The following is a 20,216-nucleotide window of genomic DNA, read 5'->3' on the forward strand; positions in this document are numbered from 1 at the left end:
CGCTCAGCTTAGGCTACAAAATGTAACTTACAAAATGTAGGTTAATTCGAGAGGGAACACCGTGAAGCCAGTACTGATCATGGGCGGTTCGGGGCAGGCAGGCGCGGCGACCGCGTCCACCCTGCGCCAGTGGCACCCGACGCTGCCGCTCACCATCGCGGGCCGTGATCTCGATCGCGCGCAGCGAGTTGCCGACAAGCTCGGCGGCGCGACAGCCGCGACCATCGATCTGCGGCGGAGCGACCTCAGCCTCCCGGCCGACCATGACCACTCAGCGGTCGTCGCGGCGGTGTGGGACAGCTGCCTGCACGGACTCCGCCATGCGCAGAACCGCGGGCTCCCGTACCTCAGCATCTCCAACGGTCTGACCGATATCGCGCCCGAGGTCATCGCGGGCGGCCAGCGAGCCGGCGCCGCGCCGATCCTGCTGGCCAGTCACTGGTACGCGGGACTCGTCGTGCTCGCCGCACAGGACTTCGCCAAGGCATTCGGCAGGCTCGACACCATCCAGGTCAGTGCCGTACTGGATGAATTGGACAGCGGCGGGCCTGCGGCTCTTGAGGATGTGCAGCGCCTGCTGACCGTCACCTCGGCGGGGCTCGTACGGCGCGACGGCGTCTTCACCTGGGTCAGCGGCCCTGACGCGCAGGCGGAGGTGGTCAGCGTCGACGGCACCGTCCTGCCCGGCCAGAGCATTCCCACCCTCGACCTGCCGAGCCTGGCCATCGCGACGGGCGCACCGAACGTCCGCTTCGATTTCGCGGTCGGAGAATCCGCGAGCAGGCGCCGCGGCGAGGCTGCTTCCACCGAGGTCAGGATCGACCTCGAAGGCGCAGATCTCACGGGCGCACCACTCCGTACGAGCCGCTACCTCATCCACCCGGAGGGCCAGCGCCCCTTGACAGGACTCGGCATCGCCCTCGGTGTCGAACGACTGCTCGGCCTGCGTGGTGGGGCTGTGACGCCGGGCATCCACACCCCGGAGGCATTGATCGACCCTGGCTACGCGGTCGAGCGGATGCTGGAGATCGGCGCCACCTTCGTCGACGCACCCGCCCATCGCTGAAGCACCCCCGCCCGGACGGAAGCCGGCGAGGCTTCCGTCCGAACGCGTTCCCGTTACGGCTACCGCCGACAAGTCCGCGACCCTCGACCCCACCCGCTGTGATGACGCTCTCATCGAGTACGGGCCCTGGGACAGCGACCGACCGCCTCGAACTGGGGTGAGTGCCGATCGGGAAGCGTCTGCACGTCTCCGGCGACGGTCTCCCCATCAGGACACAGCACGTACCACGAGGAGTTCGACCTTGGCCGCCGAGATCAACAGGACCCGCCACCCCGGGCACCCGAACCTCTTTCTGCAGCAGACCGCTTGCAGCCTTACGCATGTAAGGGTAGCGTTGGCCGCGTCCTTACAGTTGTAAGTTCATTCGCACGGCCGACCCGCGCCGACCAAGTCGGGAGAGTTTCATGAAAACAAGCAGGCGAGCAACGAAAATCGCGGGCACACTGATCATCGTAGGCATGATCGCCGGCGCGCTCAGTGTTGTTCCCGTCCTGGAGGAGCCCAACTATCTCGATCTGGTTCCTGCGCACAAGACCCAGATACTCGTCGGCGCAGTCTGTCAGGCACTGATGATCCCCACCTCTATCGGATTTGCGCTGTATCTGCATCCGATATTGAGGATCGAAAGTGAAGCACTCAGTCTGGGCTTCCTTGGATTCAGGCTGATAGCAGCCACGTTCCACTTCATGGGCGTGATTCTTTTACCCTTGTTCCTTGTACTGGGACAGGAATATGCCCAAGCCGGCGCGTCAGGCACATCACACCTGGAAACCTTGGGCGAGCTGCTGCGAACGGCGCGCGACCTGGTCAATCACGTCGCGCTCATCATCTCGCTGAGTCTCGGAGATCTTCTATTCTTCTGCATTCTGTATCGGTCGAGATTTATCCCTCGCCGGCTGTCCGCGTGGGGAATCATTGGGGTCGGACTAGCCATGTCGGCGAGCTTTATGGTGCTTCTCCGCCTGGCCGATGTCGTCACGCCAATCTACCTGGCCATAAATGCACCACTGGCCCTACAAGGCTTGGTCCTGGCCATGTGGTTGATCACAAAAGGCTTCGATACGAAGGCATCGACCAGGGGCCAACGGCTCGACGGCCGACGCGACTGACGTGCACGTCGTCTGACCTTCCTGGATGCGTCGGCGTGTGGGGAAGTTCCTGTCACCTCAGCCATGGCCACCCGGTGCCAGGGGTCGCCTTCCTCTGTGCGGGCGCTGGAACAGGCTACCCCTTTCACCGTGCAACGGGCATGGTGCTTTGATGGATAAAGGGGGCGTTTCCGCATCCCAGCGCGGAGGCGTATCCGATCTGACGACCAGCGGAGACGGAGGCGGTCTCCATGGATCTTCTCCTGCGTCCCGGGGCGCGCACAGATGCGGCTGAGTGCGGAAGGATCTGCTTCGAAGCGTTCGACCAGATAGCCCGCGAGCACGGCTTCACCGGCGACCTTCCCGACGTGGAAACCGCGACCGGCCTGGTGGACTCGCTCCTGACCCACCCGGGCTTCTACAGCGTGACCGCGGAACTGGACGGACGGATCGTCGGCAGCAACTTCCTCGATGAGCGCTCGAATGCCGTCGGCGTCGGGCCGGTCACCGTCGATCCGGCATGCCAGAACGCCGGTGTGGGCCGTCGGCTCATGGAAGACGTCATGCACCGGGCCGAAGCACGGCGGGTACCGAGCATCCGGCTACTGCAGGCGGCTTATCACTGCAGGTCGTTCGCCTTGTACGCGAGCTTGGGCTTCGAGTTCCGCGAGACCATGGCATGCCTGCAGGGCCCGCCGATCGGGTCCACCATCCCCGGATACAAGGTACGGCCGGCGACGGACGCGGACCTGCCCGCATGCAACCAGGTATGCCGGCGGGTGCACGGGATCGACCGCGGCGGCGAGGTCAGCGACGCGCTCCAGCAGGGAACGGCCCGTGTGGTCGAGCACGGTGGCCGGGTGACCGGGTACGCCACTGACCTTGCCTACTTCGCCCACGCCGTGGGCGAGACTCCGGAAGATCTCAAGGCGCTCATCGCCTCGGCCTCCGCTTTCAACGGGCCGGGCATCCTCGTACCGGCCAGCGACACCGCGCTGCTCGGGTGGTGCCTGGACCACGGCCTCAAGGTGACCCAGCTGGCGAACTTGATGACCATCGGGCTCTACAGCGAGCCCGCCGGAGCGTACCTGCCCAGCATCCTCTATTGACCCGCTGACTCCCCTCGACCTTCCGACGAGCCCGCTTCACACTCCAGCAACCGCACACCCGCGCAATGGCTGGATACTGGCGACCATGGTCATCGTCAACGTCGTCATGGAGACCTACGACGCGGTGGATTTCACGGCCTGGCCGATCGCGGAGCCATCGAGCGACCGCCTTCTCGCCCTCTCCGGCCGGATGTCTCCCCTCGAAGTCGGGACGGCCATGGCCGTCATCTTCAGCTACAACAGAATCGCCATCGCCCACGCCGCCGACCTGACCGAGGCCCACCTGGAACAGCATCTCGCCGAAGCGGGAGCCCTGATCGCTCCAGGCGGGCTGCGCTTCCGCGACACCACCACGGGCGTCAGCATCTCGCCCGGTTGCTGCTTCGGCTTGGAGAACTGGCGGGACTGGTGGGACGTGGCTCGCGGGCAAGAACCATGGCTCGGCCACGACCCCACGCCACACATCACACATGTGGGTCACGTCATCCGGCTCTTCCAGGACGACGGGGACTCTCCGTCCATCGAGATCACCCGCGGCGAGCTCTCCAGCCTGCTCACCACAGCCCAACAGCACTTCTCCGGGTTCCTCGACCTCGCCCGGCAATGGGCGGCGACCACCACCCCGGGGCCGGCCGACCGGCTCATCTCAGCCCTCGACGAATACTTCATGATCACTGTGACGGATTAGGCGAACGCCAAGGCCACTTCGATGTGAACCGCCGGTGAGACGTACCGTGCCTGTTCTCTCAATTCGTGCCGTCAGATGCCGAGAGGATGACATCCGCTGACCTCGACTGCGCTCCAGCGTCAGCAGGTCCGCTGAGTCTGGCACGACTGCCCGACGCAACCCGCTACGGCGCGTTCAAGGAGGCTGCCCAGCAACTCTTATGTGTACAAGAGCCCGGTTCGAACGTGGCATCACATGGTGGAGGTGAGCCCTTCCCCGATCCTCTTCAGCTCGGCGTCGACGGCCTCAGCGCTGGAGAACTCCTCCGCGTACACAGGGCTGAACATGATCTCGGCCCACTGCCTGTCGCCCATTCTGAGGAAGAGGGTCGGAGCGCCCTTCATGCCGTCCTCACCGACGTTCTGCACGACCAGGTAGCCGCTCCGTGCGCCGACGGTCACCTCCTCGCCGTCCTCCTCGCCGCGATAAGCCTGGATCTGGTCGTCGGCCTCCTGGACGGCCTCCTCCTCGTACATGTGAATCCGCACCCGATAGGAGCCCTTGTCGTCGCCCTTGTAGTTGTACGTGGTCGAGTATCTGTCGCCGTTGTCCACCGACCGTTGGGACCACTGCAGCCTCTCGGGCAGGTATCCCACCCTGACATGCCCGAACTCCCTCCCGTCGCCCAGGTCCCCGAGGTTCGGCGGCTCTGTCGGCACGGGTGGGGTGTCGTCGATGGGAGGCGGTTCCGGTACCACGGAGATCGTGGGCTCCTGCCCGGTCATGGCCACCGAGCCGACGGTCAGGTACCCGATGGGCGCGGCGGCGATGACGGCAACCGACGTGGCCAGCGCCGCGACCCTGGCCCTCCGCCGCTTGCTGCGGGAGGAGCGCATGACCCGCTCCGCCAGGTCAGGCGCGGCGTGCAGCCTCGCCGTCTCATCCGCCATGAGCCGGCGGATCTCGTCCTCAAGCGTGGGCATCCTTGATCGCTCCTTCCAGTGTTTCCCGGCCGAGCACCGAACGGAGCTTGGCCATGGCCTTCGACGCCTGGCTCTTGACCGTGCCGACCGCGCATCCGAGCACCTCGGCGGTCTGTGTCTCGGTGAGGTCCTCCCAGTAGCGCAGGACGATCACCGCCCGCTGCCGGGGCGGCAGGGCGCGCAGCGCCTCCATGAGCACATGGAGCAGGTCGGGGTCGCTCGCACGGGCCGGCGTCTCTGGCGGGCTGTGCATGGGGATGATGCTGAAGATCGCCCGGCGGCGGGCGCGGCTGATGGCGGCGTTGATGATGACGCGCCTCACGTAGGGCTCGGGGTTGTCGTGGCGGGCCACCCGGTCCCAGTTCCTGTAGGTACGCTCCAGCGCTGCCTGCAGCAGGTCCTCGGCCTCTGTCTTGTCACCGCAGGCGAGATAGGCGACCCGCAGCAGGCTCGTGGCACGCGTGGCCACGAAGGCGCCGAAGTCGTGTTCGCCGCCGTTCACGGCTGTCTGTCCGATATCACGCCTTCTAATACGCCTCGGCCTTCGCGACCGTTGCCCTCTCGCTCAGAATATTTTCGCGGGCAACCCTTCGAGCGGCCCAGGCGTATGGATGGTCGTGACTTCGAATCCATGGAGCAATCTGATGACGTTCACGACCGCGCCGGCCCGGCGGCTGATCACTCTCGGCGTCGCCCTGGCCGTGGGCGCCACCGTCCTGGGCGCGCCGGCAGCCGTCGCGGCCACTCCCCCCGAGGGGGCCTACTGGCACACCAGGACGCTGACGACGTCCACCCATCCCTTGCGGTTCGGCTCCAAGTCGGCCCCGTATTCGCTGGTCGTGCGGGAGATCTCGGAACGGTGGAGCACCCCCGACGGCAGGAGCTGGTTCGGGTTCCGGGAGCTCGGGACGCTGCCGGGGACCGCGGCCGACAAGAAGGCATGGCGGCGCGACGGCTCCCCCTCCACGTGGAGCACGTCGATCGACGGCAAGACGGTGAAGCTGTCCGCCGAGCCCGCCAGAGGCCACGTTGGACCAGAGCCGACGAAATGGAACAAGTTCCAATTCGCGGGGCAGTGGCTGACGTACGACGAGGTTCAGCGCCTGCCCGCCGACCCGAGCCGTCTGAAGGACTGGCTCACGAATGCGGGCCGGGCCGGTCGAGAGATCGACATGCCTGGCTGGCTCAAATACACCCTGTCCCAGCTCCTGCACGATCTTCCCGCCCCGAAGGAGGTCCGCGCCGCGGCTTATCAGGCCCTGCTGACGCTGCCGGGCGCCCGCGCCGACGGCAACGCGAAGGACGACCTGGGCAGACCCGGCGCCGCCGTCGTGCTCGACCACACGAGCGGGACGGGAAAGAAGGCGCACTCGACCAGGGAGAGGTTGATCGTCGACACCGGCAGGATGGTGCTGCTGTCACAGAACTATCTGGGCACGGTCGACGGTAAGGCATCCGCAGGCCTGCCCTACAGCACGACCAACACGACGCTGATCGAGGTCGGCTGGACCGACTCCCAGCCTGCCGTGCCGGCTCTGCCCTGACGCGCCGCTGTCCATCTCCATGATCGCCATGGCGCTTGGCAGAAAGCCAGCTCGTCAACCTGTCCACCAGCTGGTCGATAGGGCGATGAGCCGCCACTGGTCCAGCTCACGGCGGACGAGGTCAAGCTTGGCCTCCACCCGTTCGATGGCGTCGGCGCCGAGTTGCAGGCGCAACGGGGGCTCGGCGGCCTCCGCAACGTCCACGATCGCGGTGGCGGCCTTCGCCGGATCGTCTGGTTGCCGGCCGTTGTTGGCGGCCAAGGCCCCACGGGTCGGACCCGTACCGGCGTCATAGTCCGAAATGGATGCGGGCTGGACCTGAAGGCTTGCGCCATCGAGGAAATCTGTGCGGAAGCCGCCCGGCTCGACAATGACGACCCGCACACCGAGGGGTGCCAGTTCGCCATACAGCGCTTCGGAAATCCCTTCGAGGGCGAACTTCGTCGCGCCGTACAGGCCTGTGCCCGGAGCCGTCGCGAACCCGGGCCACCGAACCGATGTTCAGGACGCACCCTGATCCCTGGGCACGCAACATCAACCGCGGCTTGCTGTTGCTCCTGAGAAGTGACGTCCGCAGTCACCGCCAGCAGCCCGGCAGGCTTGTCCGGGTACGCCTTGAGCACCGCCTCCACATCTCGAGCCGTGGCAATGACACCACGCCCCCGAGACAGTGCTTCGCGCATCGTGCTCACCGGGGTCGGCGGCCCACTCCTGCACCGGCGGCTGCTCTGCGGCCTCGTCAACTTGATCGGCTGCAAGGACGTACACCCATGTCCGGTGCCGAAACGGAAGCAGGCCAACGGCCCTAACCCACGCATTGGGCTGGGCTGAGTCAGTCGACCAGGCCGGCGCGGTAGGCGGCGATGGCCACCTGTACGCGGTTCGTGACGGCGAGCTTGTCGAACAGGTGGGAGATGTGGCTCTTGACCGTGGCCTCGCTCATGTTCAGGCGGGCCGCGATCTCGGTGTTGGAGCGGCCGAGCCCGACCTCGGTGAGCACCTCGCGCTCGCGGCCGGTCAGGGCCTCCAACCGGGCGAGCGCGTCACGGCGGCGCCGAATGGGCTGGTCGGTGGTGATGCGGTGGATCAGCCGCCGAGTGACCCGCGGGGACAGCATCGAGTCGCCGCCGTTCGCGAGACGGATCGCCCGGATCAGGTCGTGCGGCGAGGTGTCCTTGAGCAGGAACCCGCAGGCTCCCGCCTCCAGGGCGGTGAAGATGTGCTCGTCGCTGTCGAATGTGGTGAGGATGATCACCGCAGGTGCCCGGGCGAGCCGGCGGATGGCCCCGGTGGCGGCCAGGCCGTCGTACCGGGGCATCCTGACGTCCATCAGGACGACGTCGGGCCCCAGGCGGCGGACCGCGTCGACGGCCTGGTTGCCGTCCTCGGCCTCGCCCACGACCTCCACGTCGGGTGCGGACTCGATGATGAACCGCAGCCCCGCGCGGATCAGCGATTCGTCGTCAACCAGCAGTGTCCTGATCATGTGATTCCCTTGGGGATGCGTCCGCGGCGTGCCACGGCAGCCGGCCCTCAAGTCGCCAGCCTCCCGCATCGTCCGGCCCGCCGCGCACCGTTCCGCCGATCAGCCGGAAACGCTCCGCCAGGCCCACCAGACCGACCCCGGCGCCGGTCTCCGTACTCGGCTGGAGCGATCGTCCGTTGGCGACCGCGATCGTGACGCCGTCTTCCCTGCTCCCGGTGGCCGTGACCGTGACCGGGGCCCCGTGGGCGTGCTTGTGCGCATTGGTCAGGCCCTCCTGGACGAGGCGATGCGCGGCCTTGGCCGTTTCCGGTGGCCACGTGCTGATATCGCCGTGCAGGGTGACGGTCCCGCCGGCCGATACCCAGGAGTCCACCAGCCGCCGCAGGTCGGGGAAGCCGTCGTCGTCATCGTCGGGCCCGGCGCGCAGCACGCCAAGGATCTTGCGCAGCTCTCCGAGCGCCTCCTGCGCGCTGACCCTGATCAGCGCCGCCTCCCGCTCGACGCGCTCGGGCCCTGCGCTCGCGTTCACCTCCAGGCCGCCGGCGTGCAGCGAGATGAGCGTGACCTTGTGCGCGAGCACGTCGTGCATCTCCCGGGCGATCCGGCCGCGCTCAGCGGACCTCGCCTGCTCGTTGCGCAGACGCTGCTCGGTCTCGGCGCGTTCGGCGCGCTCGCGCAGCGATCGGGTCAGCTCGCGGCGGGTGGTGGCGTACGCCCCTGCCGCCAGCGTGACCCCGGTGGCGGTCACCGCCGAGATCAGCGCGTCCGTGCCCAACCGGCCGCCGTCCACCCACTGCTGGGCCAGGAACCCCGCCATGCCGATCGCCGCCAGCGCCAGGAACCGCGTGCCCGCGCCGGAGAACAGGCCGATCAGCAGCGGCCCCGGATTGCCCGACAGCACGTACGCGCCCGCCCCGACGACGGCCACCGCGACCGGCCACCGGCCCCGGAACCACACCGCACCCGTGCCTGCCAGCCCGGCGGCGGCGATGACGGGTCGCGGCAGCGGCGCCCACGGCGTCTTGACTGCCAGGACGGTGAGGAACAGGCAGAGCGCCACGGAGGCCGCACTGATCGCGTGTGGCCCGGGCGCGGCCACCCGCCGCAGCGCCGCGCGGTACGACAGCATCGATCCAGCGTAGCCAGGGCGGCGGCGCGCCACCTCATACCGGGGTCGATGCCGGACGCCGGGCGGTCTCCGACTTTCGTCGGAGACGCCCGTGGCCGCGATGACGATGTGGCCGCACCCTCGCCGGCCGCATCGTGGATGGCCTCGACAAGGTCAGGAGTCGTCCCGTGTGTGTCTTCCGTTCGATGCTCGTCGCGGTGTGCGCGGCGCTGATGATCCTCGTCCCGCGTCCCGCCGCGGCAGCTACCGACATTCCGGACGAACGTGCTCTAGCAGACTTCTTCGACGCCGCGATGGCGGACGCGCTGGCGGCCAACCACGTGCCGGGCGCGGTCGTCTCGGTGGTGGGCGGTGGGAGGACGCTCTTCAGCAAGGGGTACGGACTGGCCGACGTCGAGAACCACAGGCCCTTTGACCCGGACACCTCAATGGTCCGGATCGCCTCGATCACCAAGCTGTTCACCTGGACCGCGGTGATGCAGCAGGTTCAGCAGGGCAAGCTGGACCTGAAGGCGGACGTGAACCGCTACCTCACCGCGTTCCGGATCCCCGCGACCTACCCCCGGCCGATCACGCTGCAGGACCTGATGGACCACACGGCCGGGTTCGAGGACCGCACGATCGGCGTGGGGGCGCGGAGCAAGGACGACGTGCCGCCCTTGGCGGACTATCTCGCCGACAACATGCCCGCGCGGGTGCGCCCGCCCGGCGAGGTGTCGGCGTACTCGAACTATGGGGCGGCGCTGGCCGGATACATCGTGTCGCGGGTGAGCGGGCAGCCGTATGACGCGTACGTGCGCGACCACATCCTCGACCCGCTCGCGATGCGGCACAGCACGGCCGCCGAGCCCGTCCCCGCCCCCTTGGCCGCGGATCTGGCGCGCAGTTACGACCACGAGGGCGGGGCGTATCGGCGCAAGCCGTTCGTCTTCGACAACCTCGCCCCCGACGGGTCGATCAGTGCCACCGCGAACGACATGGCCCAGTTCATGATCGCTCACCTGCGGGACGGACGCGTCGGCGACCAGCGCATCCTCGACGAGCCGACGGCCCGGCTCATGCACCGGCGCACGTTCGCGGCCGATCCGCGCATCGACGGGTACGCCCACGGGTTCAAGGAGCAGACGCTCAACGGGCATCGCGTGCTCATGCACGACGGCGGCTGGGAGGGCTTCCAGAGCGCGTTGCTGCTGGTGCCCGACGCCGACCTCGGCCTGTTCGTCTCCACGAACAGTCCAGGCGGGGCCGACGCCGCTACCGAGATCATTCCTGCCTTCTTCGACCGCTTCCTGCCCGGAAAGCGCTCCGTGCCCGACGGCGGTGCTTCCGTCATGCCTGTTGAAGGCTTCTACAAGCTCACCCGGTCCGCCGAGTCCAGCATCGAGAAGGTGGTCGCCCTGACCAGTTCCACCGCGCTGCGGGTGGAGGGCGGGAAGCTCACCTTCAGGGGCTCGACGTGGAGCTCACTGGGGCCCGGGCTGTATCAGCAGAACGGCGGCACGCAGCGGCTGGCTCTGGTGACCGGCGGGAGCGGTGTCGCGTACGTGGCCACGGACGGCCCCACCTACCAACGCGTCCCCTGGTGGGACACCCCGCCGGTCAATGTCGTCATCGTCCTGCTGTTCGCCGTCACCGCCCTGACCGCCGTGCTCGGCCTGCCGGTGGCCGCTGTGGTCCGCGGGGCCAAGAAGCGTCCCGTTCCGCGTGTCTGGCGCGCCGGACGTGTCCTGGCCGGGCTCGCCGCCGCGGTCGGACTGGTGTTCGTGGTGCTGTTCACGCTGGTCCTGGCCGGCGACACGAGCATCCTGTACGGCGTGCCGACCAACGTCCAGGTACTCCTGGTGCTGCCGCTGCTGGTCCTCGCCCTCACCGTCGCCGCGGTCGCCACCACCGTGAGGGCCTGGCGGCGCGCGGGCGTCCTGGCCCGCGGCCACCAGGTGGTCGTGCTGGCGGGACTGCTCGCCCTCCTCTGGTTCTGCCGGCACTGGAACTTGCTCGGCTGGCACCTGTGATCACTCGACCGCCTGACTCAGCAGGCTCTGGTACGAGGTCTCGTCCGGATGGTCGGTCGCCGGATAGTTGGCCAAGAGGTTCGTCACGTCGCCCGCCGAGTCGAAGTCCCAGCCCCCGCACGAGCCGTCCCGCCTGCCGCGCCGCGGTGGTGAACGTCCGACAGCTGCTCAACGAGCTTGGCCCGCATCGGCCCACTCGGGCCCTTGGTACGCGCCTGCGGCTCCATCCGTGTCCTCACCCTGCGTCCCGTTCTGATGAGTTTTTTAGGAACGATTGCTTCGATCTCAGGGTATGGGCGATTGGGAAGGGTACTTGAGATTGCACAGGCATCTGAATGGCGAGCGAAAAGCTGTGAAAGTGCGTTAGACCGCACAGGTCAGATTGCCACTATAGCCAATGCACAAATAGCTGCGGGGCGCATCTTCGGCCCGTCACGCGGAATTGTGAGAGGTGGTTCATGTGAGTTTGGCTTTTCACTACCGCGCCGTCTCCGACACTTCCTGGACCACAATCCAGGAGCCAACGGAGAGGTGCTACGATCTACAATCGGATGCCAGTTTCGCGCACAACAAAACCAACTTCAAGGCCCTGCTCTACACGACGCGTTCGTGCAACGAAGCACACCTGCATCATGCGCTCATCCCCAACGAAACATGGGACGGCGGCCTGACGACAATCAAGTCCGTTCGGTTCGAAGCTTCCTGACATAACACCCCTGCCACATCGAGTCCCGCCTGTCGTGGGCGGGACCCGATGTGCATTTTGCTCGCCCGACCAGGTTATAGGCCAGGCCCTTCGCCTGGCGGCCGACTTCGAGGCGGGCGGTACGGCGGTCCTGGGCTACGTGCTGCTGCTCTTCGGTGAGGGTGTCGTACCAGTGGGCTCGGTTGAGCGGCTGGCCGGAGGCGGCGACGGCAATAGGCCCTGGAGTCGCTTGTTATCCGCCATGAGCGGAGCGCGGACGGCCAGCAGCCGTCATCGACCGTCAGCGCGTGGATGGCACCACCAAGAGCGGATCTTGCTGTCACGCCTCCCAATCTGGAGAGTGGTTCTGCACCAGCAACAGAATCCGACTAGCCTGCACTTGCATATCGTGCCGTATGAACCCAAAGGTCCCTCGCGATCATCGCGAAGGGCGTTCCACCTGGGAGCGCCAAGCGGAATCGAACCCCGAACCTTCTGTTCACAAGGGCAGGGCAGGCGCCTCGTCAACGCGCGACAGTCGTGCTCAAGTGGTGATCGTGGAACGTCGGCATGTGATCGGGTAAGAAGGACTACCGTACGGCTGTGACGCTTACCGATGCCGATGTGACCACTCTTCTCGCACCAGCCGGCCTCCTGTTCGTCAAGCGGATGAACCAAGAGAGCGTCCGATTGCCTCCGCTGCCACCGGGACACTCAGCCGCGAGTGCAGGACCGGAGCATGGCCGGTTCGATTCCCGCCCGGACGAGATAGCCGATGTCGACGACGCGGACATGCCCGACAAGGTCAATGCGGGCTGGTTCCGCATGGCAGCCGAGTACGGGCTCTTCAACGAAGATCGTGAGTTCCTGCTCTCAGTCTGCTACGCGAGATACTGGGAAACCGGCACTGGGGACGATGACATCGCGTGGATTCACGTACGCCTCCCTGCCGGAGTTCATGATGGCGTCCCTGGACGGGCGGATGAAGTTGAACACCACCGTCTGGGGCAACGGCACAGTCAGCACCATCGTCATACGCCCTCATGACGCCTATCCACAGCCCAGTGGGTGAACCGGACGAGCCGGCGCGCCGAGCCGGATGGGGTGTGAGCCTGGATGCCGCCGTTCAGGCATCATGGCGGATCGGGTCACGCATGCCCGCCGGCGCGTGCGTGCGCGTCGAGGAGGTGCGCGACCGCTTCGGTCACCTGCACGGCGAACGGGATGTGCAGCCATTCGTCCGGCACGTGCGCGTTCGAGTCCCCACCGAGCGCGCCTGTCACGACGAACTGCGCCCGCGGATACCGCCTGCCGAGCATCTCCATGAACGGGATGCCGCCGCCGATGCCCAAGTTCTGGCACGGCTTCCCGAACACGCGATCACCGACCTGCCGCAACGCCGAGGCCAGCCAGGGGGCCGGCGCCGGCGCGTGCCAGCCGTTCATGACCATGAAGTCGCCGACCTCGACCTGCGCCCCGTACGGCACGTCGGTCGTGAGGATCTTCTCCAGCGCGGCCCGCGCCGCCTCGGCGTCTGCCGAGGGGGGCAGGCGGAAGCTCAGCCGGAAGGAGGTCCAGGCCCGCAGCACGGCGCCCGCCACCGCGGGGTCCGGGAGCCCGCCGGCGCCGGTCACGGACAGGGTCGGCCGCCAGGTGTTGTTGAGGACGAGCTCGACGTCGTCGTCGGAGGCTCGCCTCATTCCCGGCGGCAGCGGCAACCGGGGCACGGCGATCTCCGGATGGAGCGCGACGAGCTCCGCCGCCTCCGCGCGCCGGTCCTCCGGGATGGGCACCACCATCTCGGCCACCTTGACCTCGCCGGTCTCCGGGTCCTCCACTCGATCGAGCAGCCGGCGCATGACACGGAATGAGCTCGGCACGACGCCACTCCCGAGCCCGGAGTGGACGCCCGTCTCGAGGACGCGCACCGTGACGGTCGCCTGCACCGCGCCGCGCAGGCTGGAGGTCAGCCACAACCGCTCGTAGTCTCCGCCGCCCCCGTCCAGGCAGACCACCAGCGACACCTCGCCGAGCCGACCGGTGAGATGCTCCAGGTACACGGGCAGGTCCGGGCTGCCGGACTCCTCGCCGGTCTCCAGCAGCAGGACCGCCCGGGCGTGTTCGCCGCCTGCCTCGCGTACGGCCTCCAGCGCGGTCGTTGCGGCGTAGCCCGAGTACCCGTCGTCGGCGGCACCTCGGCCGTAGAGCCGGTCGTCGCGGATCACCGCCTGCCACGGGCCCAGGCCCTCCGACCAGCCACCGAGCGGCGGCTGCTTGTCGAGGTGCCCGTACAGCAGGACGGTCCCGGTAGCCGCCGCGCCCGGCGTCGCGGGCACGTCCACGAGCAGGAGCGGGGCGCGGCCGTCGAGCTGCAAGACGTCGCACCGCGCGTCGGGCAGGCCCCGCGATGCCACCCAGCCCCGCACGTGCTCGACGGCGGCCCGCAGATGACCGTGCTCCTCCCATGCGGCGTCGTAGGCGGACGACACGGCGGGAATCTCGATCAACCCGGAGAGGCTGGGCAGCACGTCCGTCGCCCAGGCTTCACTGATCGTTTCACGAAGTTTCTGATGGTCCATGCGGTAATACTGGCGCAAACGCCGCGCCTCTCATGCACGGCGAGCGCGACGGCCCGCCCGGAAGCTGTCGGCTCCGTACGCCATGATCGGCCGTCAAAGACAGCACTCAAACGTCCCTCAAGGAGAGTCATGGTCGTCAACAATGGAACCGGACAGTCCGGAATCGGCTGGGATGGCTGGACGAACCTAAGTCTGATCCGCGCCCGGCTCGACGCGGGCGCCGATCCCCACCCGGCGGGTACTTCCACGTACGGCCGCTACATGCCGCCGCTGAACGGGGTTCACCCGAGGTGGTGCGCGGCCTTCTAGTTCGCCGGCGCACATCAGATGCATCGTAGCCGTGGCCGCAGGCAGGAAGGAGCCGGGAACGGTGGGTGCGGAGTGAACGGCTGCCAGGGGCAGGAGTCTTATGCCCACGTTGCTGCTGTACAGCACTGCTGTATGGAGATCAAAAAGGCCCCTCCCGAATCCCGGAAGGGGCCTTCTAGCTGCGAGCCGACGTGGGGAATCGAACCCCAAACCTTCTGTTTACAAGACAGATGCTCTGCCGATTGAGCTACGTCGGCACGGCCTACCAGTGTAGACGCTCAACCACGACGATGACGAGCCACCTCGTACAACGTCACCCCAGCCGCCACTCCCGCGTTCAGCGACTCCGCCGCCGCCCGCATCGGAATCCTGGCCACGACGTCACAATGCTCCCGTACCAGCCGCGAGAGCCCCTTCCCCTCGGATCCCACCACGACGACCAGCGGCTCCCCCAGCAGCTCGACGTCGCCGATGTCGACCCTGCCCTCGCCGTCCAGGCCGATCACGAACAGTCCGGCCTCGCGGTACTCGCGCAGTGCGGCCGTCAGGTTGGCCGCTCGGGCCACCCGGAGGTTGGCCAGGGTGCCTGCGGAGGTCTTCCAGGCGCCGCCGGTGACTCCGGCGGAGCGCCGGGACGGGACCAGCAGCCCGTGGGCTCCGAAGGCCGTCGCGGAGCGGGCGATGGCGCCGAGGTTGCGCGGGTCGGTGACCCCGTCGAGGGCCACGATCAGAGGCACCTCGGCCGCGTCATGAGCCAGCTCGACCAGCTCGGAGGGGTGCGCGTAGTCGTAGGCCGGGATCTGCAGTGCCACGCCCTGGTGCACGGCGCCCTCGGTGAGGCGGTCGAGCTTGTCGCGGGTGACTTCGAGCAGGGCGATGCCGCGCTCGGTGGCGACCCGGATCGCGTCGCGTACGCGGTCGTCGTTCTCGAGGCGCTGGGCAACGTACAGGGCGTTGGCCGGGACGCCGGCGACCAGGGCCTCCAGGACCGGGTTGCGACCGCCGATGTACTCGGGGGCGTCCTCGGAGCGCTTGGGCTTGGCCGCGCCGGGACGCCGGGCGCCGCCGCGGTCCTCGCGGGCGATGCGCTCGGTGCGGGCCTTGTCTTTGTACCAGTGGCGCATCTCGGCAGGCGGGGTCGCGCCCCGGCCCTCGAGCCCGCGGCGCACCTGCCCGCCGGTGCCCTTGGACGGGCCCTTCTTCTTCGCGGGCCTACCCGACGATCTACCAGCTGCCATGGCACCAAGGGTACTCGGGCCACCGGCCAGCTCATGCCGAACGCTAGCGGCTGAGCTCCCAGCGGGGCCCGTGGGGCGTGTCCTCCACCACGACGCCCGCCGCCGCGAGCTGGTCCCTGATGGCGTCCGCGGCCGCGTAGTCCTTGCGGGCACGGGCCGCCTTGCGCTGCTCCAGGGCCACCGCCACCAGGGCGTCGACCACCGGCCTGAGGTCCGAACCGGCCTCGCGCCACTGCGGGGCTCGCGGGTCGAGGCCGAGCACGTCGAGCATGTTCTGGGTCTCGGCCAGCAGGCGGGCCACCGCCTCCTTGTCCCCCTTGGCCAGGGCGACGTTGCCCTCGCGAACCACCTCGTGCACGACGGCGACCGCCTGCGGGGTGCCGAGGTCGTCGTTGAGCGCGTCGACGAACGCCTGCGGGAGCGGGGCGTCGGCGTCGACGTCGTGGATGACCTCCGCCGCACGGGCCACGAAGCCCTCGATCCGCTGGTAGGCCGCCGCCGCCTCCAGCAGGGCCTCCTCGGAGTAGTCGATGGAGGAGCGGTAGTGCGGGGTCGCCAGGTAGTAGCGCAGCTCGACCGGGCGTACCTTCTGCACCAGGTCCGGGATCAGCAGCGAGTTGCCCAGCGACTTGCTCATCTTCTCGGCGCCGATCTTGAGCATGCCGTTGTGCATCCAGTAGCGGGCGAAGCCGTCGCCGGCCGCCTGGGACTGGGCGAGCTCGTTCTCGTGGTGCGGGAAGACCAGGTCGATGCCGCCGCCGTGAATGTCGAACGTCGGCCCCAGATACTTGGTGGCCATCGCCGAGCACTCCAGGTGCCAGCCCGGGCGGCCAGGACCCCACGGCGTGGGCCAGGTGGGCTCGCCGGGCTTCTCGCTCTTCCACAGCGCGAAGTCGCGCGGGTCGCCCTTGCAGGACTCGTCGTCGGTGTCGGCGGCGGGCCGCATGTTGGCGAGCTTCTGGTTGGACAGCTTGCCGTACTCGCGTTCGTATGACATCACGTTGAAGTAGACGTCACCGCCGGCGGCGTAGGCGTGGCCGCGCTCGATGAGGCGCTGCATGAGCACGATCATCTCCGGCACGTGGCCGGTCGCGCGCGGCTCGACGGTGGGCGGCAGGCAGCCTAGCGTGTCGTACGCCCAGGTGAAGGCGCGCTGGTTGCGCTCGGCCACCACGAACCAGGGCACGCCCTCGGCGGCGGCCACGCGGATGATCTTGTCATCGATATCGGTGACGTTGCGGCAGAAGGTCACGTCGTACCCGGAACGCGACAGCCAGCGGCGCAGCACGTCGAAGTTCACGCCGGAGCGGATATGTCCGATATGAGGAGGAGCCTGCACGGTGGCGCCACACAGATAGAGCGACGCCCGGCCGGCTTCGACCGGAACGAATTCACGAATGGCGCGCGCGCTGGTGTCGTATAGGTGCAGGCTCACGAAGGCTAGGCTAACGCCTCAGCCGGCATAACATGCCGAATAATCATCCCCGCAACGTCACCTTGTCCGGTCGGATGCGCACGATGAGCCGCTCGGCACCCGGATGCTCCGTCCACGGCTTTCCGGTGTACTTGTGCGCCAGCTCCTGAATGAGCGCGCCCTCCGGGTCTTCCTGCACGGTCACCCGGCCGCGCACCTCCACGTAGCGGTAGGGGCTCTCGGGGTCGATCACCAGCAGGCTGACCCGCGGATCCCGGTCGAAGTTACGCGGCTTACGTCGCCCCCTGACCGTGGAGAACAGCACCTCGTCGCCGTCGGTACGCACCCAGACGACCGTCGACTGCGGTCCGCCGTCAGGATTGAGCGTGGTCACCACCGCGTGGTTCGGCGCGTCGAGCAGTTCTCGAGCGCGGTCAGGCAGCTCAGCCATGTGTCTCCCCTTGATCGGTCCTGACCCCCATTGTTCTGTAGGCTCGAAAGCGCCATGGACGTGACTCCCCCCTCAACGCTGCGCCGCCTGGGCATCGCCCTGGCCGGGCTCGCCGTCGCCGCCCTCACCGGGGCCGCGTGCGTGCTGTCGTTCGACGATCTCCGGAGCCTCGCCGTGCGCGGCGAGGCCAGACCGGACCTCGCCTACCTCTATCCGGCGGCGTTCGACGCCCTGCTGGCCGTCGCGCTGATCAGCGTGCTGCTCGTCCGCTCGGCCCGCACGCTGGTACGCGCCCAGGCCGCGCTCGTGCTGGTCCTGCTGATCGTGGCCGCCGCCGCCGTGAACGTTCTCGCCGCGCTGCGCTACGAGTTCCCGATCTCGCCGACCGCGGTGGGCGTGGCCGTCGCGCCGTGGGCGATGCTGGCCGTCGCGTTGTGGCTGTGGTTGCTGTTGATCAAGCACGTGCAGGCTCGCAGGCCCGCCCCGACCGGCGATGACGGTACGGATCCGCACGACATCGTGCCGTTCGACGGAGGCGTACGCACTGAGGCGGCGCCACGTCCCGGCGGGCACCACGAGACCCCGCCGCCTCTCGTCACGCCGTCCGACGCCGTGCCGCCGCCCAGGAGGCCGGTGACCACCCCGCTGGAGGCGACCCCGGTCGTCGGCCCGACGGCCGCACCGGAGACCCCGCCCATCTCGGAACAGGTCACCCGCTGGCACGCGACCCCTGAGCCCGCCCGAGACCCGGACCTCGACCCTACGGAAGGCTCGGGAGCAGCGCGCGGCCACGAGCGAGACGACACCCCACAGCCGGCGTCCAAGCCCGACGCCCAGCACGTTCCCCAGCCGGAGCCGGAGCCCCGGTTCGACCCCGCGCCCCAGCCCGAACCAGAGCCCCAACCCCAGCGTGAGCCCGAGCCGACGCCCGCTGGGCGAGAGCCCGCCGAGCACGAGCGGCGCGGGCTCGAAGGATGGGAGCACGAGGACCACAGGCCCGACGGGCGGGAGCGCGAAGGGCACGGGCCCGAAGATCGGGAGCGCGAAGGGCACGAACCCGAAGAGCGGGAGGAGCGGGAGCTCACGGGGCGGGAGCCCGAGTCCGAGGTCGACGTCACGCCCGACAGCGGGGCAGCGGTCGACGCCGAGCGGCAGCCCGGCTTGCGGCGTCCGGTTCGCTGGGGTGACCGCGTCAAGCCGACCGACGTGCTGGTGCACCCCCGCCAGAGCAGGGCTGCGGAGAAGGACGTCGACACCCAGCCTGTCGCCGTCATCACCGACACGCCGTCCTCCCGCGCCGATGCGCCGACCACCCCCGAGGGCTCGGCGGCCTCCCAGGAAGGTCGCGCCCCGGACCCCCACCACGGCGCGGAAGCGGCGGACGATCACGAGCGCCGCGTCACCGACTCCCCCAGGGCAGGCGGAGCAGCGGAGTTACGAGACGAGTCGATGGAGGACACGGCCCCGCACCCGGTCCTCCCGGACTCCGGCCCCGCCAGAGCCGCCCAGGACGCCCCCTCAGGCCGCCTGCGCAGCACCCCACTCCCACCCGAAGAACCCGAAGCGCCATAAAAGCCCGAAACGCCCGAAGAACGACCCAGTCAGAAACAGACGATGCAGAGCGGGCGGCACAGAGCGTGCGACACAGAGCGTGCGGCGCAAAGCGAGCGCCGCAAAGCGGGCTGCACAGCCCGCTCCGGCGCGGCATGGCGACGCAGGCCTTGGGGTGAACCCACTGGCCCACGCACCCCCCATCACTCTCCGCCAAGGAGAGCACGGGTCGCCAAGGCGAACGATCACCCAGCCACCCCCCGGAAGGGTGAAACGGGTCCCTCAAGGCGACCCGTACGCCTCCCCCGCCCTCCAGTTGAAGGACGACCCGGGCCGCCCAAGACGCCCGGCCCCCACCCGCCGGAAGCCGGAAGGATGAAGCGGATCACTCAGCGGCGCGCCCCGAGCGTCACCCCCGCCCCCCGGCCGAGAAGGAAACGCCCTGGCGCACGGCGGCCACAGCGTCAAGAGTGACGCGGATCCGCCCTAGGCGAGCACCCGTGAAGACGTGGAAGGCCCGCTCGGCCTTGCCGAGCGGGCCCTGGTGCGTGTGGTGCCGTGCCGATGGGGGTCCGGCACGTCGTCAGACGCTGCTACCACGTCGTAGCCCCGCGACGAGGCCGACACCGACGATCGCCAGCACGACCTGCATCACCAGCTCGATCCAGTCGATGCCGGGGGTCGTCTCGACGCCGAGTACCTGGGCGAGCACGGTGCCGATCAGGGCGGCCACGATACCGACGACGATCGTGAGTATCCAGCCGATGGCCTGCCGGCCGGGAAGCAGCAGACGACCGATTGCGCCGATCACGGCACCGATCAGGATGGCGCCAAGGATGGACTGGATTGTCATGACACAAACCTCCCCGTGAGGGTGAGCCGTTCATCCTCACGGGTGGTGGATA

Annotated in this window: 19 protein-coding genes, 1 tRNA gene and 1 pseudogene; 10 read left to right on the forward strand and 11 right to left on the reverse strand. The window is 68.4% G+C overall.

The genetic code is table 11. From position 1 onward, the window contains the following. Window positions 1–61: 61 nt before the first annotated feature. The 4 genes from ACIBQX_RS31445 to ACIBQX_RS31460 all read left to right on the forward strand — a co-directional run bounded on the left by ACIBQX_RS31445 (window position 62) and on the right by ACIBQX_RS31460 (window position 3,951). On the forward strand, window positions 62–1,066 hold the full coding sequence (locus ACIBQX_RS31445; RefSeq protein WP_397010861.1) for a hypothetical protein: 1,005 nt from the start codon (window positions 62–64) through the stop codon (window positions 1,064–1,066). 404 nt (window positions 1,067–1,470) lie between these two features. Then, window positions 1,471–2,175 carry a DUF4386 domain-containing protein gene (locus ACIBQX_RS31450; protein WP_397010863.1) on the forward strand — a complete coding sequence of 235 codons (705 nt, stop codon included), beginning with the start codon at window positions 1,471–1,473 and terminating at the stop codon, window positions 2,173–2,175. A 230-nt stretch (window positions 2,176–2,405) separates the two neighbouring features. Beyond that, window positions 2,406–3,263, forward strand: coding sequence for a GNAT family N-acetyltransferase (locus ACIBQX_RS31455; protein ID WP_397010865.1), 858 nt, complete (start codon window positions 2,406–2,408; stop codon window positions 3,261–3,263). An 85-nt stretch (window positions 3,264–3,348) separates the two neighbouring features. Beyond that, window positions 3,349–3,951, forward strand: coding sequence for a hypothetical protein (locus ACIBQX_RS31460; RefSeq protein WP_397010867.1), 603 nt, complete (start codon window positions 3,349–3,351; stop codon window positions 3,949–3,951). Between the two features lie 230 nt (window positions 3,952–4,181). On the opposite strand, the gene ACIBQX_RS31465 is transcribed toward ACIBQX_RS31460, so the two are convergent. Beyond that, window positions 4,182–4,913, reverse strand: coding sequence for a hypothetical protein (locus ACIBQX_RS31465; RefSeq protein WP_397010869.1), 732 nt, complete (start codon window positions 4,911–4,913; stop codon window positions 4,182–4,184). Further along, window positions 4,900–5,415, reverse strand: coding sequence for a SigE family RNA polymerase sigma factor (locus ACIBQX_RS31470; protein WP_397010871.1), 516 nt, complete (start codon window positions 5,413–5,415; stop codon window positions 4,900–4,902). Before ACIBQX_RS31470 ends, ACIBQX_RS31465 begins: the two co-directional genes overlap by 14 nt. Before the next feature lie 142 nt (window positions 5,416–5,557). Between ACIBQX_RS31470 and ACIBQX_RS31475 the strand changes: the two genes are divergently transcribed. Beyond that, entirely contained in the window at window positions 5,558–6,457 is a 900-nt protein-coding gene (locus ACIBQX_RS31475; protein ID WP_397010873.1) for a hypothetical protein, read from the forward strand. 54 nt (window positions 6,458–6,511) lie between these two features. Here the strand turns inward: ACIBQX_RS31475 and ACIBQX_RS31480 are convergent. The 3 genes and pseudogenes from ACIBQX_RS31480 to ACIBQX_RS31490 form a co-directional block, all read right to left on the reverse strand. Then, window positions 6,512–6,928: pseudogene (locus ACIBQX_RS31480) on the reverse strand (SDR family NAD(P)-dependent oxidoreductase); the annotation flags it as partial. 361 nt (window positions 6,929–7,289) lie between these two features. Beyond that, window positions 7,290–7,943 (reverse strand): response regulator, encoded by a 654-nt coding sequence (locus ACIBQX_RS31485; protein WP_397010875.1) that lies wholly within the window; start codon window positions 7,941–7,943, stop codon window positions 7,290–7,292. Then, window positions 7,921–9,072 (reverse strand): sensor histidine kinase, encoded by a 1,152-nt coding sequence (locus ACIBQX_RS31490; protein WP_397010877.1) that lies wholly within the window; start codon window positions 9,070–9,072, stop codon window positions 7,921–7,923. Before ACIBQX_RS31490 ends, ACIBQX_RS31485 begins: the two co-directional genes overlap by 23 nt. A 167-nt stretch (window positions 9,073–9,239) precedes the next feature. On the opposite strand from ACIBQX_RS31490, the gene ACIBQX_RS31495 reads away from it, so the two are divergent. From ACIBQX_RS31495 to ACIBQX_RS31505, 3 genes are all read left to right on the forward strand, one after another. Beyond that, the gene (locus ACIBQX_RS31495; RefSeq protein ID WP_397010879.1) at window positions 9,240–11,084 is read left to right on the forward strand and encodes a serine hydrolase domain-containing protein; all 1,845 of its coding nucleotides are present in this window, start codon (window positions 9,240–9,242) and stop codon (window positions 11,082–11,084) included. A 460-nt stretch (window positions 11,085–11,544) separates the two neighbouring features. Continuing rightward, a complete protein-coding gene (locus ACIBQX_RS31500; RefSeq protein WP_397010881.1) occupies window positions 11,545–11,790 on the forward strand; it encodes a hypothetical protein in 246 nt (81 codons plus the stop codon). Window positions 11,791–12,372: 582 nt separating this feature from the next. Then, complete coding sequence (locus ACIBQX_RS31505) at window positions 12,373–12,816, forward strand: hypothetical protein (RefSeq protein ID WP_397010883.1); 444 nt, start codon at window positions 12,373–12,375, stop codon at window positions 12,814–12,816. Window positions 12,817–12,917: 101 nt separating this feature from the next. Here the strand turns inward: ACIBQX_RS31505 and ACIBQX_RS31510 are convergent, their stop codons facing one another. Continuing rightward, window positions 12,918–14,348 carry a M20/M25/M40 family metallo-hydrolase gene (locus ACIBQX_RS31510; protein ID WP_397010885.1) on the reverse strand — a complete coding sequence of 477 codons (1,431 nt, stop codon included), beginning with the start codon at window positions 14,346–14,348 and terminating at the stop codon, window positions 12,918–12,920. 129 nt (window positions 14,349–14,477) lie between these two features. On the opposite strand from ACIBQX_RS31510, the gene ACIBQX_RS31515 reads away from it, so the two are divergent. Next, a complete protein-coding gene (locus ACIBQX_RS31515; RefSeq protein ID WP_397010887.1) occupies window positions 14,478–14,657 on the forward strand; it encodes a hypothetical protein in 180 nt (59 codons plus the stop codon). A gap of 184 nt (window positions 14,658–14,841) precedes the next feature. Here the strand turns inward: ACIBQX_RS31515 and ACIBQX_RS31520 are convergent. From ACIBQX_RS31520 to ACIBQX_RS31535, 4 genes are all read right to left on the reverse strand, one after another. Further along, window positions 14,842–14,914 (reverse strand) — tRNA-Thr (locus tag ACIBQX_RS31520). Between the two features lie 21 nt (window positions 14,915–14,935). Continuing rightward, on the reverse strand, window positions 14,936–15,895 hold the full coding sequence (gene rlmB, locus ACIBQX_RS31525; protein ID WP_397010889.1) for a 23S rRNA (guanosine(2251)-2'-O)-methyltransferase RlmB: 960 nt from the start codon (window positions 15,893–15,895) through the stop codon (window positions 14,936–14,938). Window positions 15,896–15,938: 43 nt separating this feature from the next. Continuing rightward, complete coding sequence (gene cysS, locus ACIBQX_RS31530) at window positions 15,939–17,330, reverse strand: cysteine--tRNA ligase (protein ID WP_397010891.1); 1,392 nt, start codon at window positions 17,328–17,330, stop codon at window positions 15,939–15,941. Between the two features lie 43 nt (window positions 17,331–17,373). Then, window positions 17,374–17,760 (reverse strand): PPOX class F420-dependent oxidoreductase, encoded by a 387-nt coding sequence (locus ACIBQX_RS31535; RefSeq protein ID WP_397010893.1) that lies wholly within the window; start codon window positions 17,758–17,760, stop codon window positions 17,374–17,376. Window positions 17,761–17,814: 54 nt separating this feature from the next. Between ACIBQX_RS31535 and ACIBQX_RS31540 the strand changes: the two genes are divergently transcribed. Next, window positions 17,815–19,332 carry a DUF2637 domain-containing protein gene (locus ACIBQX_RS31540; RefSeq protein WP_397010895.1) on the forward strand — a complete coding sequence of 506 codons (1,518 nt, stop codon included), beginning with the start codon at window positions 17,815–17,817 and terminating at the stop codon, window positions 19,330–19,332. A gap of 562 nt (window positions 19,333–19,894) precedes the next feature. Here ACIBQX_RS31540 and ACIBQX_RS31545 read toward each other — a convergent pair. After that, on the reverse strand, window positions 19,895–20,164 hold the full coding sequence (locus ACIBQX_RS31545) for a GlsB/YeaQ/YmgE family stress response membrane protein (RefSeq protein WP_397010897.1): 270 nt from the start codon (window positions 20,162–20,164) through the stop codon (window positions 19,895–19,897). Window positions 20,165–20,216: the final 52 nt, after the last annotated feature.

The sequence above is a fragment of the Nonomuraea sp. NPDC049714 genome (assembly GCF_044465295.1).
In the GTDB taxonomy this organism is placed as follows: Bacteria; Actinomycetota; Actinomycetes; order Streptosporangiales; family Streptosporangiaceae; genus Nonomuraea.

Excerpts from the sequence above, each read along its gene's own strand:
- ACIBQX_RS31450 (WP_397010863.1), top strand. The coding sequence starts at position 1,471 with ATGAAAACAAGCAGGCGAGCAACGAAAATCGCGGGCACACTGATCATC.
- ACIBQX_RS31455 (WP_397010865.1), top strand. The coding sequence starts at position 2,406 with ATGGATCTTCTCCTGCGTCCCGGGGCGCGCACAGATGCGGCTGAGTGC.
- ACIBQX_RS31460 (WP_397010867.1), top strand. The coding sequence starts at position 3,349 with ATGGTCATCGTCAACGTCGTCATGGAGACCTACGACGCGGTGGATTTC.
- ACIBQX_RS31465 (WP_397010869.1), bottom strand. The coding sequence starts at position 4,913 with ATGCCCACGCTTGAGGACGAGATCCGCCGGCTCATGGCGGATGAGACG.
- ACIBQX_RS31475 (WP_397010873.1), top strand. The coding sequence starts at position 5,558 with ATGACGTTCACGACCGCGCCGGCCCGGCGGCTGATCACTCTCGGCGTC.
- ACIBQX_RS31485 (WP_397010875.1), bottom strand. The coding sequence starts at position 7,943 with ATGATCAGGACACTGCTGGTTGACGACGAATCGCTGATCCGCGCGGGG.
- ACIBQX_RS31490 (WP_397010877.1), bottom strand. The coding sequence starts at position 9,072 with ATGCTGTCGTACCGCGCGGCGCTGCGGCGGGTGGCCGCGCCCGGGCCA.
- ACIBQX_RS31510 (WP_397010885.1), bottom strand. The coding sequence starts at position 14,348 with ATGGACCATCAGAAACTTCGTGAAACGATCAGTGAAGCCTGGGCGACG.
- ACIBQX_RS31515 (WP_397010887.1), top strand. The coding sequence starts at position 14,478 with ATGGTCGTCAACAATGGAACCGGACAGTCCGGAATCGGCTGGGATGGC.
- rlmB (WP_397010889.1), bottom strand. The coding sequence starts at position 15,895 with ATGGCAGCTGGTAGATCGTCGGGTAGGCCCGCGAAGAAGAAGGGCCCG.
- ACIBQX_RS31535 (WP_397010893.1), bottom strand. The coding sequence starts at position 17,760 with ATGGCTGAGCTGCCTGACCGCGCTCGAGAACTGCTCGACGCGCCGAAC.
- ACIBQX_RS31540 (WP_397010895.1), top strand. The coding sequence starts at position 17,815 with ATGGACGTGACTCCCCCCTCAACGCTGCGCCGCCTGGGCATCGCCCTG.
- ACIBQX_RS31545 (WP_397010897.1), bottom strand. The coding sequence starts at position 20,164 with ATGACAATCCAGTCCATCCTTGGCGCCATCCTGATCGGTGCCGTGATC.